The sequence below is a fragment of the Kordiimonas sediminis genome (genome assembly GCF_014656395.1).
Taxonomy (GTDB): domain Bacteria; phylum Pseudomonadota; class Alphaproteobacteria; order Sphingomonadales; family Kordiimonadaceae; genus Kordiimonas_A; species Kordiimonas_A sediminis.
The window spans coordinates 970,653-987,335 of the sequence record NZ_BNCI01000001.1 but is presented as its reverse complement, the minus strand read 5'-3'; the positions used below and the strand labels follow the sequence as shown (position 1 = coordinate 987,335).

12 protein-coding genes are annotated in these 16,683 nt (G+C 53.4%); 6 read left to right on the top strand and 6 right to left on the bottom strand.

All coding sequences use genetic code 11. From position 1 onward, the window contains the following. Positions 1–26: 26 nt before the first annotated feature. From IE181_RS04445 to IE181_RS04420, 6 genes are all read left to right on the top strand, one after another. Positions 27–854, top strand: a complete 828-nt coding sequence (locus tag IE181_RS04445; protein WP_191250332.1) for a crotonase/enoyl-CoA hydratase family protein — start codon at positions 27–29, stop codon at positions 852–854. Beyond that, positions 854–1,498, top strand: a complete 645-nt coding sequence (locus IE181_RS04440) for a phosphoribosylanthranilate isomerase (RefSeq protein ID WP_191250331.1) — start codon at positions 854–856, stop codon at positions 1,496–1,498. The genes IE181_RS04445 and IE181_RS04440 overlap by 1 nt, the downstream gene beginning before the upstream one ends. A gap of 30 nt (positions 1,499–1,528) precedes the next feature. Continuing rightward, positions 1,529–2,737 (top strand): tryptophan synthase subunit beta, encoded by a 1,209-nt coding sequence (trpB, locus tag IE181_RS04435; protein ID WP_191250330.1) that lies wholly within the window; start codon positions 1,529–1,531, stop codon positions 2,735–2,737. Further along, complete coding sequence (gene trpA / locus IE181_RS04430; protein WP_191250329.1) at positions 2,734–3,558, top strand: tryptophan synthase subunit alpha; 825 nt, start codon at positions 2,734–2,736, stop codon at positions 3,556–3,558. Before trpB ends, trpA begins: the two co-directional genes overlap by 4 nt. A 67-nt stretch (positions 3,559–3,625) precedes the next feature. Continuing rightward, positions 3,626–4,498, top strand: a complete 873-nt coding sequence (gene accD, locus IE181_RS04425) for an acetyl-CoA carboxylase, carboxyltransferase subunit beta (protein ID WP_191250328.1) — start codon at positions 3,626–3,628, stop codon at positions 4,496–4,498. Positions 4,499–4,533: 35 nt separating this feature from the next. Further along, positions 4,534–5,853 (top strand): bifunctional folylpolyglutamate synthase/dihydrofolate synthase, encoded by a 1,320-nt coding sequence (locus IE181_RS04420; RefSeq protein ID WP_191251556.1) that lies wholly within the window; start codon positions 4,534–4,536, stop codon positions 5,851–5,853. Positions 5,854–5,974: 121 nt separating this feature from the next. Here IE181_RS04420 and trxA read toward each other — a convergent pair whose 3' ends face one another. The 6 genes from trxA to IE181_RS04390 all read right to left on the bottom strand — a co-directional run bounded on the left by trxA (position 5,975) and on the right by IE181_RS04390 (position 16,610). Beyond that, on the bottom strand, positions 5,975–6,292 hold the full coding sequence (trxA, locus tag IE181_RS04415; protein ID WP_191250327.1) for a thioredoxin: 318 nt from the start codon (positions 6,290–6,292) through the stop codon (positions 5,975–5,977). A 156-nt stretch (positions 6,293–6,448) separates the two neighbouring features. Next, positions 6,449–9,922, bottom strand: coding sequence for a double-strand break repair helicase AddA (addA, locus tag IE181_RS04410; protein WP_191250326.1), 3,474 nt, complete (start codon positions 9,920–9,922; stop codon positions 6,449–6,451). Next, complete coding sequence (addB, locus tag IE181_RS04405) at positions 9,919–12,936, bottom strand: double-strand break repair protein AddB (RefSeq protein WP_191250325.1); 3,018 nt, start codon at positions 12,934–12,936, stop codon at positions 9,919–9,921. The genes addA and addB overlap by 4 nt, the downstream gene beginning before the upstream one ends. Before the next feature lie 2 nt (positions 12,937–12,938). After that, positions 12,939–13,739: a nucleotidyltransferase family protein gene (locus IE181_RS04400; protein WP_229819145.1), complete on the bottom strand. Its 801-nt coding sequence runs from the start codon at positions 13,737–13,739 to the stop codon at positions 12,939–12,941. After that, positions 13,736–14,215, bottom strand: coding sequence for a tRNA (adenosine(37)-N6)-threonylcarbamoyltransferase complex ATPase subunit type 1 TsaE (gene tsaE, locus IE181_RS04395; protein ID WP_229819143.1), 480 nt, complete (start codon positions 14,213–14,215; stop codon positions 13,736–13,738). Before tsaE ends, IE181_RS04400 begins: the two co-directional genes overlap by 4 nt. 13 nt (positions 14,216–14,228) lie before the next feature. Beyond that, the gene (locus IE181_RS04390; RefSeq protein WP_191250324.1) at positions 14,229–16,610 is read right to left on the bottom strand and encodes a sensor histidine kinase; all 2,382 of its coding nucleotides are present in this window, start codon (positions 16,608–16,610) and stop codon (positions 14,229–14,231) included. Positions 16,611–16,683: the final 73 nt, after the last annotated feature.

The window sequence follows — 16,683 nt, the reverse complement described above, 5'->3', positions numbered from 1 at the left end:
GCCGGTACTGCAAAGGGGGGAAAACTATGACCTATGAAACACTGAAAACCCATGTTGAAAACGGTGTTATGACCGTAACGCTGGATCGTCCCGACAGACTCAACGCTATGAATCCCACTTTTTTCCGGGAAATATGGCAGGTCTTCAAAAGCATTGAAGACGATATGTCAATTCGCGCAGCAATCATTTGCGGCAATGGCAAACACTTCACAGCGGGGCTTGATCTGAAAGAAGCTGCAGGCACCCTAAGCGGTGCCGGAGATGACCCGGCACGGGTCCGTGAGAAATTTCTGCGGCATGTTAAATGGCTGCAGGAAACATTCACAGTGGTGGAGACATGCCGCGTGCCTGTAATTGCCGCCATTCACGGCGGCTGTATCGGTGGCGGGGTTGATCTGACTTCCTGCTGCGACATCCGGTTTGCCACAGAGGATAGCTGGTTCTGCATACAGGAAATAAATGTTGGGATCGTAGCTGATCTGGGCACCCTGCAGCGCGTATCAAAATTAATGCCCCAGGGTATTGTCCGCGAGCTGGCTTACACCGGCCGGAATATGTCGGCCGCAGAGGCTGCCGGGCATGGGTTTGTTAACCGCATCCTGAAGGACTGGGATGCCTGCCTTGAAGCCGCGCAGGAACTGGCTGAGGAGATTTGCCGGAAAAGTCCACTGGCTGTGACTGGCACCAAATCCGTTTTGAACCACGCACGCGATAATACAGTTGCTGCTGGTCTGGATTATGTTGCCACCTGGAATAGCGGCATGCTGTACGGTAATGACCTGATGGCAGCGGTGACTGCGATGATGTCAAAAACCGAAGCTGCCTTTGAAGATTTGTATGAAAGCGAAGACTAGTGCCCGTTGACGTTAAAATCTGTGGACTAACCCATGCAGACCATGCGCACCTTGCGGTGGACTTGGGCGCGCGCTGGCTTGGGTTCGTACATTTTGAGAAAAGCCCCCGCCATGTATCCATAGAGACTGCAAGGGCGTTAGCACCCCGTCTGCCTAAGGCCGGGGAGCGCGTGGGTGTTTTCGTCAATGCTAATCTTGATACCATACAGCAAATGACAGACATTCTTCAGCTTGACTGGATTCAGCTGCACGGCAACGAAACGCCGGAAATGGCAGCCCATATCCGCAGCCTGCTTGGCCGCAAGGTGATCAAGGCTATTGCGGTCTCGGAAGCGGAAGATCTTGTAGCATCCAACCGTTATGAAGGCAGTGTTGACGCCTTCCTTTTCGATGCGAAGCCACCAAAAGGGGCCGTTCTGCCGGGCGGAAATGCCGTATCCTTCCCGTGGCAGATACTGGCAGGCAAAACCTTTCCTGTACCGTGGCTTCTTGCTGGCGGGCTAACTGCGGAGAACCTGCATGATGCCGTCACACTAAGCGGGGCTGGGGCGGTCGATATATCGTCTGGCGTCGAAAGTGCGCCGGGGCAGAAAGACCCAAAACGAATTGAAGACTTCCTAAAAGCCGCAAAAACGACTAGATAAGCATCAGATTCATTTCAGAAAGACGACACAATGGCTGTGAATAGTTTTACAACCGGCCCGGATGATAAGGGTCACTTTGGCATCTATGGGGGGCGCTATGTCTCTGAAACCCTGATGCCACTTGTAAAAAATGTAGAAAAAGAATATCGCACTGCGATGAAGGATCCGTCCTTTCTGGCAGAACTTGACGAACTGAACCGGGTCTTTATCGGTCGGCCCAATCCTCTCTATCATGCGGAACGTTTATCCGACCATTTGGGCGGCGCGAAAATTTACTTCAAGCGCGAAGAGCTCAATCACACCGGCGCCCATAAAATCAACCATGCCATTGGGCAGGTGTTGCTTGCAAAACGTATGGGCAAAACCCGGGTAATCGCAGAAACCGGCGCTGGCCAGCACGGCGTTGCCACCGCAACCGTGGCCGCGCGGTTTGGGCTGGAATGCACAGTCTTTATGGGCGCCGTTGATATTGAACGGCAGAAACCCAACGTTTTCAGAATGAAGCTTCTGGGCGCAGAGGTACAGCCTGTGACAAGCGGATCGGCAACCCTGAAAGACGCTATGAACGAAGCCCTGCGCGACTGGGTAACCAATGTGGATGATACTTTCTATATTATCGGCACCGTTGCCGGGCCACACCCCTACCCGATGATGGTGCGTGATTTCCAAAGCATCATTGGCCGCGAGACGAAACAGCAGATTCTGGAACTTGAAGGCAGACTGCCTGACACGCTCGTTGCCTGTGTCGGCGGCGGATCAAACGCACTTGGCCTTTTCTACCCGTTCCTTGATGACCGCGACGTCGCGGCAATTGCGGTCGAAGCAGCCGGCCACGGTGTCGGTACTGACCAGCATGCAGCATCTATCGCAGGCGGAAAGCCGGGTGTTCTGCACGGAAACAGAACATACCTGTTGCAGGATGCTGATGGCCAAATTACCGAGGCACATTCTATTTCGGCAGGCCTTGATTATCCCGGGATCGGGCCGGAACATGTCTGGCTACACGAACAGGAGCGTGTCTCCTATGTCTCCGCCACTGACGATGAGGCGCTCGAAGCCTTTCAAACCTGTTGTCGGCTTGAAGGGATTATTCCAGCCCTTGAATCCAGTCATGCACTTGCCCATATCCTGAAAATTGCGCCTGATTTGCCCAAAGATCATATCATTGTGATGAATATGTCCGGGCGGGGCGACAAGGATATTTTCACAGTTGCAGATGCGCTGGGAGTAGAATTATGAGCCGTCTTCAATCTACGTTTGAAAATCTTCGCGCAGAAGGCCGGGCCGCGTTTGTAACCTTTGTCACTGCGGGTGATCCTGACCAAAAAACCGCACAGGATTTGTTGAACGGTCTACCAGCAGCCGGTGCAGACATTATCGAACTGGGCATGCCCTTCACAGACCCGTCCGCAGATGGCCCCGCGATCGACAAAGCAGCCCAGCGCGCTTTGGCATCTGGTGCATCTATGGACAGAACACTCGAACTGGTTGCGGCATTCCGCAAAGATGGTCACGAGACACCGATTGTTCTGATGGGCTATTTCAATCCTATTTATGCGTACGGTATTGACCGGTTCGTCACAGACGCTGAGGCAGCAGGGGTGGACGGCCTTATCGTTGTTGACCTGCCACCAGAAGAAGATGAGGAACTGCGCCTTCCTGCGAATGCACACGGGATTGATCTGATCCGGCTGGCAACACCTACATCAGACGATACCCGCCTGGAAACTATTGTAAATGGTGCCAGCGGTTTTATCTATTATGTAGCAGTTGCCGGTGTCACAGGCGGAAAATCAGCCACCGCCGATGATATCGGGGCGGCAGTTAAACGCATCAAGGCTCATACTGACCTGCCTGTGGCCGTGGGTTTTGGTATTAAAACACCGGAACAGGCAAAGGCGGTTGCACATGTTGCAGACGGCGCTGTTGTTGGGTCAGCCATTGTTTCAATGATTGAAAATGGACTGGATGCGATCGGCAAACCCGAGGCAGGGCTTGTGAAGAAAATTCTCGGCTTTGTGAACGCTTTGGCATCAGGCGTTCACGCCGCACAGAAATAAGTGGTGTTCCGGGTATAAAGTCCGGTACACTTAGGACAATTGAGAAGAAAAACAGAAGGGGCACCTGATGAGCTGGCTAACCAATTATGTAAAGCCGAAACTCCAAAAGGTTCTTAAATCCAAAGATACTCCAGATAATCTTTGGCATAAATGTAAAAGCTGTGGACAGATGATCTTCCACAAGGAGTTTGTTGCGAACCTGTATGTGTGCGCTCACTGCGAAACCCATGACCGGATGCCGCCTGCAGAACGCTTCAGTTCCCTTTTTGACAATGATAACTATGACCTTCTGGACATGCCAAAGGTCAAACAGGATCCCTTAAAGTTCCGGGACAGCAAGAAATATCCTGACCGGCTGAAAATAGCCCGCAACACCACCGGTGATGAAGACGCAATCAAAGCAGCCGTCGGAAAAATCGGTGGTCAGGAATGTGTTGTTGCCGTTCAGAACTTTTTCTTCATGGGCGGGTCAATGGGTATGGCTGTTGGCGAGGGTATTATCGCTGCAGCGCGCCACGCACATAAAATGAACCTACCATTTGTGATGTTCACAGCGTCCGGCGGCGCCCGCATGCAGGAAGGGATATTGTCCCTGATGCAGATGCCCCGCACCACAGTCGCCCTGCAGATGCTGCGTGATGCGGGTCTGCCGTATATTGTTGTGCTGACAGATCCGACATCTGGCGGTGTATCTGCAAGCTACGCCATGCTGGGGGATATTCAGATTGCAGAACCAGGGGCGATGATTGCCTTTTCCGGCCCACGTGTGATCGAACAAACCATTCGCGAAAAACTTCCTGAGGGATTCCAGAGATCCGAATATCTCTATGATCACGGAATGGTCGATATGGTAACGCACCGTCATGATCTGAAAGACAGACTAGCGTCTGTTCTGTCGCTTTCCATGGCCGGTGCCTATCGCCGCAAAGCCGCAGTTTAAATAGCCCCTTCAACTGTAGTCAAAGGTCCCAAGTGATGGATACTAGTGCGAGCGATGCCATATTGGCGCGCCTGTTGGCATTGCACCCCAAGAAAATTGATCTGTCGCTTGATAGGCTGATTGGGCTCTTGAAAAAGCTTGGCGATCCGCACCTGAGTTTACCGCCGGTCATCCATATTGCCGGCACGAACGGCAAAGGATCAACCGTCGCGACCCTGCGGGCCTTCGCCGAAGCAGCGGGCCACAGGGTTCATGTCTACTCATCACCGCATCTCGTGCGCTTTGCTGAACGTATCAGGCTGGCAGGCACCTTGATCGGGGAAGATGACCTGGCTACCCTTCTTGAAGAGGTGGAGCAGGCGAACGGGGACGACCCGATCACCTTTTTCGAGGTAACAACGGCTGCTGCATTTCTTGCCTTTTCCCGTGTACCGGCAGACCTGTGTATTCTGGAAGTAGGGCTGGGCGGCCGGTTGGATGCTACCAACGTTATTCCAAACCCCGTCGCGGTTGGAATAACCCCTGTCAGCTTCGATCATGAACAGTTTTTAGGCGACAAGCTTGAAGGCATCGCGTGGGAAAAAGCAGGCATTATCAAACCTAACTGCACGGCTGTTATCGGGCCTCAGCTGGGGGCGGCGGAACAGTCAATCCGTAGCAAAATTCTGGAAATGGGTGCCACAGGCTATTTTTATAAACGGGACTGGTCCGTGCAGGTTAACAGCAACGGCACAGGTTTCACCTATGAAGATGGGGATGGTAGCCTGAACCTGCCCATGCCCAAATTGCGCGGCATTCATCAGGTGAATAATGCCGGTCTTGCCATCAAGCTCGCACGGGCGCAAAAGGCAATCACCATCCCGGACGCGGCGATCAAGGCTGGTCTTGGCTGGGTACGCTGGCCCGCCCGCCTGCAGTGCCTGAATGACAGCAACCTACGGGCGACGCTGCCCGAGGGGGCCGAACTATGGCTTGACGGTGGCCATAACCCGGCAGCAGCTGGCATTCTCCGCAGTTTCCTGCAATCGGTTGACCCACTTTCCCATTCGTCAATTCTGATCGTCGGTATGCTAGACACCAAAGATTACGGCGGCTACTTAAAGCCACTTGCACCCTTGCTGGACAAGGTTATTGCCGTCCCAATCCCCGGAGAAGACAACGCTGCGGACCCGGCCAAGCTGGCAGCAGCAGCAACGGATGCCGGGGTAAGCGGTATTGTGGCGCGCGATGTTGAAAGTGCCCTGTCTTTGGCTGTAAGCAGCGCAAAGGACGGGCGTCCACCCTTCGTCCTTATCGGCGGGTCCTTATATCTGGCGGGACAGGTGTTACGCACCGCCGAAATATTCCCTACGTGACAGGGACAGAATACTGCGCTTTTTTGACCTGCATGTCTCTATTAGCAGCTGCGAATAAAAAAACTGCCGGCACCCATCGGACACCGGCAGTAATCAATAGTAGCTGGGACGCAGCTTAGAGCTAGAGCGCGCTGTCAATCCACTGGGCCAGCTGTGCCTTAGGCTTTGCACCCATAGTCGTTGCAACCGCTTCACCGCCTTTGAAGATCAATATAGTCGGGATGGAGCGCACACCAAACTGCGTAGGCACTTCCGGGTTTTCGTCAATATCCATTTTTGCAATAATGATATCGTCCCGCTCGTTTGACAGTTCTTCGAGAACCGGGCCAATCATCTTACAAGGGCCGCACCATGGTGCCCAAAAGTCCAAAAGCACAGGCTTGTCGCTTTTCAGAACTTCTGCTTCAAATGTATCGTCAGTGACAGTAATCGTAGCCATAATATCTTTCTTTCTTCATACAACAAATAATCATCAACCCGCATGGGGCTGCTTCTCCATCAAGGTAGGGAGCGAACCTAAAATCGTCAAGGATTAGTAACGCCCTCGTGAATAGAGGGCTATCATAATGAAGGCAGAGAAAGACCCCGTGCCCCCTTATGCCCCAAGCCCGACCGCGGCCGCATCCAGCAGACTATCCGGTAATTCCATCAATCGCGCCCGGTGCGTCCACAACAGGGCTGCCCGTATCTTTCGTCCCGGGTAAATATCCTGCAGTGCCAAACGGTACAGGGCCATCTGTTTAACATATGCCGGACTGACCAGTGATGGATCACTGGGTGGCGGACGATTAGTCTTATAGTCAACAATCAGGACTTCATCCGGCTGCACGCATAAGCGGTCAATCTGTCCTGAAATAACGCGTGATCCGATGACCCCGGTTATAGGCACTTCTGCCTGACTGCCTTCCCCAAAGATTGGCCCAAAAACCGCATCGTTCATAATCGCGAAGGCTTCTGTAATAGCACCCTCCCGGTCAGCATCCGACAAATCCTTGCCGTGACGATCCGCATACGCTCTGGCTGCATGGTCGCGGGCATCCTCTGCCACCTCAGGTAACCATTCAAGCAGGCTATGAATTAAAATACCGCGGGTAAACCGGACATCCAGCTTACGCTGCAAAGGACTGATAACCGCCGGTTCTTCATCGTCAGGACGGGAAGGTGTCAGTGGTTTTGGCGGAGAAGGCTCCGCCGGCATCACTGCACTGGCCCACGCCGGGACCATCAAGGCCGGCTCTGTAGGGGGGGCAAAATCCTCCGGCTTTGGCTCTTTCTTCTCAGCCTTATGGTCGACCACATACCGCATGACCGTACGCCCGTCTGCGAGTGTAATATGCTCTGCACCCAGTCGCTCAAAACCGGCTTCTATCAGTTCTGCCCAGCAACCTTCGGGCGGGGTTTTACTGCCCTGCCAGCCTGCGACATACAGATGGTCTTCGGCGCGTGTCAGCGCAACATATAAAAGCCGCTGATATTCTGCCATTAAATCGTTTTTCATTTGTGTTTTCAGACTGTCCACAAATGGCAGTTCACTGCCCACACCGCTCGTCCATAAGGGGATAGGTGTCCCGTTTTCGTCCCTGAATGTAAGAATGCGCCCTTCCTTCGCTGCACGGGGAACCGACGTTGTTCCGGCAAGAAAGACGATTGGCGCCTGCAGCCCTTTGGAGCTGTGTACCGTCATAATGCGTACGCTGTCTGCCTGTGCTTCCATATCCCGTTTCACAACAGCCGTGCTGCTGCTGACAAAATGAAGGAACCCCTGCATAGACGGCGTCCCTGCCGATTCGTACCGCAGCGCCTCCGCTAAAAATTCATCGACCGGGTCATGGATATCGTCTCCCAAGCGTTTAACCAGGCTGGCTCGGCCCTGCTCAGCAGTCAGAAGATGCGAATAAAATTCAAACGGCGTTACCTGGTCCACCAGATTCAAATGCCGCCGCAACCAGTTTAAGGCAGTCTGGCACCCTGCGTCTGCTTCCGCCTTCTGGTTAAGCGCGTGCCACAGACTACCGTCCCGTCCGTAAGCAAGCGAAAACAACTGGTCTTCATCAAAGCCAACGAAAGGCCCCTTCAAGACAGTAGCAAGTGTCAGGTCATCTTCCGGCAACAGGGTAAACCTGCCAAGAGCGATCAAATCCTCCACCGGTAATTCATCCGTCAGCACCATGCGGTCTTTCCCTGCAACCGGAATGGCCCGCCGTTTCAGATGCCGCACCAGATGGTCGACAAATTTGCTCCGGCTACGCACCAGCACCATAATATCACCGGCCTTGATCGTGCGTCCCTTGGCTGGCATATACTGCCCTGATGCAATGATCGCCTCTATTTTATCCGCTACACGCGCAGCACAACGTTCCTCCGCATCATCGGCATCTTCCTGAACCGTTGGCGGCGTCCAGGGCGTTTCCTCTTCCGCTTCTTCCTCTTGTCTCGGTGCCTCTAGCGGCCAAAGCTCCACCAGACCACCATGGCCCTTTCGCGTAAAGTCGTGCCGGATTTCTTCACCGCGAAAAACCAGCCCGGATGCGGCGGCCCCTTGTGCATGAAACACTTGATCCACAAGCGACAGAACAGCCTCACCAGACCGGAAGGACAGATTGAGAGGCACTGCATCCACAGACAAGTCAGCTGCCTCAGCGCGTTCAAAAACCCGGTCACGCGCCGCAACAAATTCCCGTGGGTCGGCTTTTTGAAAGGAAAAAATCGACTGTTTCTCATCCCCAACCGCAAAGATGGTCCGCACCTGATCACGGGCTCCACTTCCGGCAAAAAACTCTGCCGCCAGTGTTTCAACAACAGTCCACTGATCAGGGTTGGTATCCTGTGCTTCATCGACAAGAATATGGTCTATTTTGTCATCAAGTTTGTACAGCACCCACGGTGCAATCCCGTTAGTAGACAGAAGCCCTACTGTTTTTTCGATCATGTCGTCAAAATCCAGCAAGCCGCGCGTGGTCTTAACATTGGAATAAAGCACCATTTGTGTCATCGCCAGCGTCAGAACGGCATGGGTCGCACGGGCAACGCGAGCTTTGACGATTTTGCGCCGCACGGCCAACAGCCGGCTCTGTTCGGCTTCAATAGTATCCAGAATCTCGGGGAATATGGTCAGGGTTTTCTTCAGCGCCACTGACTTTCGCGGCCCAAACGTGCCTGTCAGAAACACCTGCATGTAAGCATCCAGCGCCTGTAGGCGTGCAACACCTTCTGCAGACAGGAAATCTGCCATCTGCTGTCCCCGGTCTTTCTCGCCGGCGTTACCCCCCAGCAGACACGTCATCAGATGCATCAGGGCTGGTCGATCAAAACTGTCTTCGCTGCAGGCATCCGCCAGTAAGTCTTCTTCGGTTACACCCGGGTTAAGGTCCAGTGCTTTGAAAATCGTTGCCTCCAGCGCGGCATCCGCCAAACCACCCACGGCGTGCGTTTTTTGCTGCAGTCGCCTGATATCCTGCTCAAGGAATGACAAACGATCAAAAATCTCATCAAAAGTCTGCTCGCTGACCAAACCGGCAACCGTCGCAACTGCCTTACGCAAAGGTTCATTTTTGCCGTCTCCGACACCAGCCAGCATTTCATCCCGGGCATGGGCCATAATCTCCCGCGCTTCGGCTTCTTCCATACCGCCAAAACCAGGGGATATATTGGCCTCAAGCGGGAACCGCCCCAACAGGGACTGGCAGAAACTGTGGAAGGTCTGAATTTTCATGCCGCCGTGAATATCCAGCACCCGCGCGAACAATTGACGGGCGAGTATGACCATGTCCGCGTCTGCTATTTCTTCCGTTCTGCGATTAATCTCAGCCACTAGCTGGTCATCCGGCATTGAGACCCAACTACCCAGTTCCGCATAGATACGGTTGGTCATCTCCGCTGCTGCCGCCTTTGTATAGGTCAGACACAGGATATTTTCGGGACGGGTCCCCGTCAGCATCAGGCGGAGCACTCGCGCCGTCAAAACATGGGTTTTCCCTGTTCCGGCCGATGCCCCAACGAATGCCGTCAATCCCGGATCCGTTGCCAGCACCTGGTGTGCGGTCATTCTGGGCTTAGAAGTAGCCGTCATGTGTCATCCTCCAAGCCTGACCCTTGCCATTCTTTCACCCGCGCAAGATGGTCATAATCATGATAGGATACTTCAGCCGGTTTTGGATGTGATAGATAGGCTGTATCTTCCCGCGCAAATGTCGTGATCATGGTCAACAAGCGGTCATAGGCCAGCTCAACCGCATCATCAATGTCTTTGAACTGCTTGTTCTTGATCTCATACTCGGGCGTGCCGCCTGATATTTTCCAGAACTCTAACGATTCGACTTCTGACCCTTTTGGAATAGCTTTGAACCCGCCTTCTTGTGCAATCAATGCCTCGAGCGGTAATTGTGGTGCATAGCCTGCAGTGGCCTGTTTGACAGATGGCACTGTGCCAGTTTTATAGTCAATAATTGCGAGTGCCCCGGATTCCAGATTGCGGTCAATTCGGTCTGCCTTTGCCTTCACTGTGAAGCCCGTGTCCGCGATTACTATGCTGCCAAATTCTTCCAGTACAAGCGGTTCAAACCTCTGCAGGCGCTGCATTTCGTGTTCTATGAACCATTTCGCAGCTCGCTCAAAACGCGGCCACCAAAAGGCATAGACACCTGGCTGGGTTACAACAGGTTCGAAAGCCTCCCGCCCCAGGTCAAGCAGCCGTTCATAGCCCGCCTGCCCTTTAGTTGGGCCATCCAACTTTAAAAACTTTTCCAACGCATCATGAATCAAAACCCCTTTATGCTTACCACTTGCTGTCTCTTCATGGGCGTCCAGTGGGCTAAGGTCGAGGATCTTTGCAGCATACAGTGCATAAGGATCCCGCAGCCATGTTTCCACCTGCGTAACCGACAATTCAGTAGGACGAGCAGTGACGGGGGGCTTTGGCTCCGGCGGCTTACAGGGAGTCACTTTCAGATCGCTATACCCCTGATTACTCCAGTGCAGATACCGCTTTGCTGACGGCAAAGGTCCGCACAAGGCTTCCAGCCGAAACAGCCAGCGGCTGGCCACAGTCGGGCTGCTATCTACTTTCTCTGACCGGGACAGGAATACTTCCTGTGCGCATGCTGCCTGCACAAAATCGTGCGCAGATTGGCCAATTCGGCGCTCAACGGGCGGTAAGCCAAATGCCACGCGCATTTCCCGGTTCAGCCACGGGTCCGGATTTGTCTCGCTTGGCCAGGTGCCTTCATTTAATCCTGCAAGAATCATACGGTCAGCACGCTGCATTCGCGCTTCAAGTGGACCCCAGATGAACAATCTTGGGTGCCGTCCCCAAACAGGGCGTACGATAACGGGCGACAACATTTCCTGAAATAGGGAAGCATAGCCATCTGCACCGCCCGTTTGCATGTCTGCTGCATGTTCTAGAAGGTCTGTCAAGGCGTCCGCAAGCGCTTGCCCCGCTTCTCCCTTCCACAGAGAGGACACCCCGTCCTGATCCCTGGACAGTGTTTCTGCAATCGCAAGATGACATTCCAGTATGGTTCCAAGGGGGGCATTATCCCGAATGGCCCCGTCAAGGGGCTTCAGAATAGTAAACAGTTCAGACAGGGATTGCAGTTCCTCTGCACTGAAAATGCTACTGCCTTTGATATAGCGGGAACCATTTCGCACGCGTGTGTCAGTTTTTCTTACCGCTTGCAGCCTGTCATACAGGCCTTGAATGCCGGATGCCGGTCGCGGTCCCCTAAGAATGAACCGGTCCAGCTTTCGTACAAGCCTGAGCCAGTCACGACGGGCCATACCCATCTGCACCAAAGGGTGTTTCAACAGCGCCAGCAACGACACAGGGGCAAAATGACCCGCAGTTAGATCCGCAACCAACGACAAAAGTCGCCCGGGAATACTTATTAACGCCCTGTCACCACCCGTGTCATCAATCACAATATCAAACCGCGTCAACGCCATCCGAACGTACCGGGCCAATACCCGGTCAGGTGTCACGAGCGCTGCTGTTTTACCCGGTGTTTCGAGCACCTCACGCAGCATCAAGGCAATCGCTTCAGCCTCTTCGCGCCGTGTTGGGGCAATCAATAATTCAAACCCCTCTAGGGCACGGTTGATCCTGTCCTGATCAACAGATGCTTGTTGCCACAGCGCAGTTTGCGCCGCCGGCAAAAGCGCATCGGACAAGACCGACAGACGTGCTTGCTGGTTCTCCATCTCCGTTACTGGCCCGGATATCTGGCTCCATGCCTGAACAAACGACCGGTCGATCTTCAAATACCCAAGAAGGTCCTTCATCGCAGCTTGAGGGTGCGTGTAATCAAGCGTATTCCAGGTATCATCCGTAATATGAGTATCAAACCCGGGCAAAATGATATGACCGTCCGGCAAAGACTGAATTGCCTTCAACAATCGCCGTGTTGCAGGCAGGGTGCCTGTGGTGCCAGCTGCGATAATCATGCCAGCTGGTTTCGTTGTCTCCAGTAATTCCGACAGTAGCGCCATCATTTTATTACGACGCACAGCTGGGTTTACCGCTTTTTCCTCATCCAGAATCAGGGACCAGTTCTGGAAGATAATCGACAGAAAATCCGTGGTTATCCCCCAGTGCTGCGCAAAGTCGTCTGGAACGATATTATTCAGGTTTTTATAATCCAGCCCTTCAGTATCAATCTGATCCATCAACCGGGCCAATTCTGTCGCAAGCCGCCATGCCTGTGGCGGTGCAACGTCCCGAACGTGTGGCAAATGGGCGACCCAGTGAACAATCTGACGGGCGAGAAGCGCCGTTCTACGAACAGAAGCGATTGCCGGGGGTATAGCAGACGGATCAATCCCCGTACCAGCGCCGAGGAAAGTGACCTCATCCTCATCCACTTCGCCAATAGGGCGCATAACCGGCAGAAGGGTAGGTTTTCCTGCCGATCGCCGCAGAAAAGCATCCCGCAGACTGCGCTGGGCACGCCGATTTGGTACATAGATTGTAACCGACGGCAGGCGGAACAGATCCCCATCAAGGCGCGCAATCAAACCCGCGACCAACGTTTCTGCGAAATCATTGGTTGGCGAAACGGTATAAACACAGGTCCGCTGCGTATCCATAGTCATGTCTTTTGTTCCGCTGAGGCGAGACGGGCTACATCTGATGGCAGGATCTTTTCCTCTAGCTGTTGCAGGATATATTCCGCAGACTGTATCCCTTCCTGGGTTCCCACATGCATCCAGTGTCCGGTATGCACAAGGCCAAACAATCTACCTTGTTTGCTGGCTTGTCTGAATATCTCGATATTGGACCAGGCTCCGGCGGGCTGATCTCTGTACATGCCCGGATGTGTGATCATTATGCCGCCGTACATAAAGGGCGCAGAAGGTCTTTCCCCGTGAAAAGAAAGCGTGCGTGTGTCATCTGGCTCCTGAAAGTCTACTGAGGGGAAGAAATCCCCCGCCCCGTCATAGCCAGTTGCCTTCTCTGTAGGTACCAGCAACAGCAGTACATCCATCGTTGCAGGGTCAAACGCTTTTCCCAAACGGCTAAGGGCACCGCCCTCTGGACTTGCGTCACACCACAGTGCATCGCTGTTTATCACGTAAAATGGCCCCGTCCCCAAATGCGGGAGAGCCTTTTTCACCCCGCCCCCGGTTTCCAGAAGCGCGGCACGTTCGTCAGATACCGTTGCTGCACCGCGCCCAATATGCGCCTGTAAATGCGCTTCAATCTGGTCGGCAAGATGGTGCACATTAACAATCGCATGAATGCCGTGTGGTGCCAGATGATCCAGTATCCGGTCCAGAAGACTACGCCCGGCAACTGACACAAGAGGTTTGGGAGTTCTTAATGACAAGTCGCCCATACGGGTACCCTTGCCCGCCGCCAGCACCATTGCTTTTTGAGGTATATCTATCACGAAAGAGACGCTCCCCGCAGGCGTTCCTGCCAGTCAGCATTCCCACAAAAAGACACTGTTCTGTCATCAGGTGTCGGCGCAGAAAAGCGTATCTGAAGCGCTGTGTCCTGCATATCCTCAGGAAGACGGTCCGGCCATTCCACTAAAAACAGGGTATCGTCCAAAACGTCGTCAAATCCAAGGTCATAGACATCCTCCGGCCCTGAAAGGCGGTACAGGTCTGTATGCCAGATCTCTGTCCCATCTTCGAGAGGATAGGACTGCACGATCGTAAAAGTAGGACTGGGTACGTCTGCTCCAGGGTCATCAAGGAGTGCCCTGATCAAGGCCCGGGCAAAAGTACTCTTTCCCATACCAAGGTCACCTGACAACAGCACCATATCCCCCGCACGGACATACTGTGCTAACTGGGCGGCAATCGCCGTCATGTCGCGCTCGGTTAAATTTTCACATGCTACAATTTCGTCATGGGCCATAATGGGGTCCTGCTTACGTGCCTTTCGGTACATCAGGTAGTAGGCAACTTATGGTTATGCCGCAGTCACCGAAACCCGTTAGCTCAAAGATGCCGTCATGCAATTCCGTGATGCTCTTAACCAGTGTCAGATCAAGTCCGGCAGACCGGCGACCACTTAAACGGGCACCACGCTCTATATCCGCTATGGTTCTGTCTCTGTCATGTTCAGATTGACTTACTGTATCAACAGAAACAGTCAGAGCAGTCCAGCCTTCACGCTTATCGGCAATCACTTTCAGCGTACTTCCCACCTGTGCATAGGCAAGTGCAATGGAAATCATATTCACCACTACCTGGCGTAGACGCTTCGGGTCCCCGATAACAGAAATCGGCGCATCTTCGGCGCTTGCTTCCAGGACAACAGATTTAACCTGCGCCCTGTCCGTCATTTTTGCACACGCCGCATCCATCAGGGACAGCAGATCAACCGGAACCCGGTCTATATCCATCTCCCCGGCTTCGATAACCGCAAGGTCCAGCACGTCTGAAATCATATCTTTCAGTTCACTGGCAGCCGACAAAATAGACCCAACCTGTTCAGACTGCTTATCTGTCAACGGACCGCCAATTTTGTGATCCAGCATTTCACCGAAACCAATGATGGTGTTCAGCGGCGTCCGCAGTTCATAAGACATATTGGTGATAAATTCGCTCTTTAACCGGTCGGCAGCTTCCAGCGCATAAGACCGTTCTCTGAGAGCCTGTTCCACCTGATAGCGTTCAGTGACGTCATGCTGGGTCAGCATCATACCACCGTCAGGCAGTGGCACGATAGCAAAGTCAATCACCCGGGCATCGTCGCGAACCCAGCTTCCTGTGCGGGACTTACGTTCAGACATCCACACGGGAAGGTTACCCTGAAATGACTGCGCCCCCTCTTCCCTGGCCTGACCCGGTTTTTCCTTGATCAAGGCGATCAATTCCCCAAGATGCGGCTCCTCTTTCAGCATATCTGCATGAAGACGCCAGATATCGACAAAGGCAGGATTATAAAGCTTTAACCGACTGTCAGAGCCAAACACGGCAATGCCTTCGCGCATGTTTTCCAGCGTTTCCCGCTGCACCTCAACGAGCGTATTATAAGACCGTTCCAGCGCCAGATTATCGGTGACATCCTCAAACAGAATCAACAGACCACCTAGAGGGTGCGGCTGAGTAACAACCCTGTGGGTCGTCCCGTCCGGCAAATGCCACATTTCCTCAAACGGCTCCAATAAGGCGGTATATTGCCTGAGCACATTTTCTTTCCAGGTTTTGAAATCAACCTGCTCGGGCAAGCGTCTGTGTTCCCGCATCAACTCCAGCAGTTCGCTGTGGGATATCTCGTCAGACAATATATCCTCGGAAAGATGGGTTAGCCTTGAAAAAGCACTATTGTAGAACCGCAGTGTTTTGCCTGGCCCAAAGATCGCTACCGGGCTCCGCAGACGGTTTAGGGTCTCGGACTGGGAATCAAGAACACGGGCAAGCTCTGATAAGGCTTCTTCTTCACCGGTGACATCAACAGCAACCCCCAGAACATGATCTTCCTTGCCGACAACAACGTGCGTGACATTAAAAGCGCGGCGCTGTCCGTCGACGACGGCATACTGACGTTCTCTGACAGCTTGATCTGTTTCAAGCGCTTGCATCGGCGCACGAAGCGGACGACGTTCAAATAATTCCGTCTCGCTTTCAACGACCATCCCCGCATTTTTACAGTCCACCGCCTTAACATAGGCCGCGTTAACATTCACCAAACGCAATGACTTATCCCGTATCCATACAGGGAACGGCATCCCGTCAATGGCGGCAGCCAATTCATTCAGTCTGTAATCCATGGACCTGTAGCTTGCGCGGGCCGTACCGGCGGCAAGCTGTGCAAGCCCAAGGCCTGCAGCCTCTTCAATCCAGACGACAGAAACCGGCCACTGGTCCGATAAGGGAATCAAATGCTGGTGATCAATCAGGATTTTTTCGTCTGTTCCTGGAATTTCTGCAACGATCGCGCCTTCGGTGGATTTCTCCCCGCGAAGTTCAGCCTCGATATCCTCTACAACAGTAACAGGCAGCCCCCCAATGCCCTCGTCGCCGGGGAAAAGATCTGTCAGAACCTCTGGCCGTTTTTGCAGACTTAAAACCGCCATGACACTGTCACCAAGTTGGACGGCACCTGACCGCCAGACCCAGATTGGCAAGCGGTGATCGGACCGGATCATCGCCTCCAAAAAACCTGTCATGGATTCAAGGGACCTGGCACGGTCCGTAATTTTGCCGACACGCCAGAGCGCATAGAATGTCACCAGTACCCAGGCAACAATAGCCGCCGGCACCAGATATGCTGCCCCTACATCAAAAAAAACGCGCCAGTTCATGCCCCAAAAGGTCTCCCTTGTTGCGGCTAGACTAGCGCGTGCATTTCCTGCTCACAAGTCAGATATGTGCAGG

What these genes read in the sequence shown, in the direction of transcription:
- IE181_RS04445 (WP_191250332.1), top strand. Translation starts at nt 27, where the DNA reads ATGACCTATGAAACACTGAAAACCCATGTTGAAAACGGTGTTATGACC.
- trpB (WP_191250330.1), top strand. Translation starts at nt 1,529, where the DNA reads ATGGCTGTGAATAGTTTTACAACCGGCCCGGATGATAAGGGTCACTTT.
- trpA (WP_191250329.1), top strand. Translation starts at nt 2,734, where the DNA reads ATGAGCCGTCTTCAATCTACGTTTGAAAATCTTCGCGCAGAAGGCCGG.
- accD (WP_191250328.1), top strand. Translation starts at nt 3,626, where the DNA reads ATGAGCTGGCTAACCAATTATGTAAAGCCGAAACTCCAAAAGGTTCTT.
- IE181_RS04420 (WP_191251556.1), top strand. Translation starts at nt 4,534, where the DNA reads ATGGATACTAGTGCGAGCGATGCCATATTGGCGCGCCTGTTGGCATTG.
- trxA (WP_191250327.1), bottom strand. Translation starts at nt 6,292, where the DNA reads ATGGCTACGATTACTGTCACTGACGATACATTTGAAGCAGAAGTTCTG.
- addA (WP_191250326.1), bottom strand. Translation starts at nt 9,922, where the DNA reads ATGACGGCTACTTCTAAGCCCAGAATGACCGCACACCAGGTGCTGGCA.
- addB (WP_191250325.1), bottom strand. Translation starts at nt 12,936, where the DNA reads ATGGATACGCAGCGGACCTGTGTTTATACCGTTTCGCCAACCAATGAT.
- tsaE (WP_229819143.1), bottom strand. Translation starts at nt 14,215, where the DNA reads ATGGCCCATGACGAAATTGTAGCATGTGAAAATTTAACCGAGCGCGAC.
- IE181_RS04390 (WP_191250324.1), bottom strand. Translation starts at nt 16,610, where the DNA reads ATGAACTGGCGCGTTTTTTTTGATGTAGGGGCAGCATATCTGGTGCCG.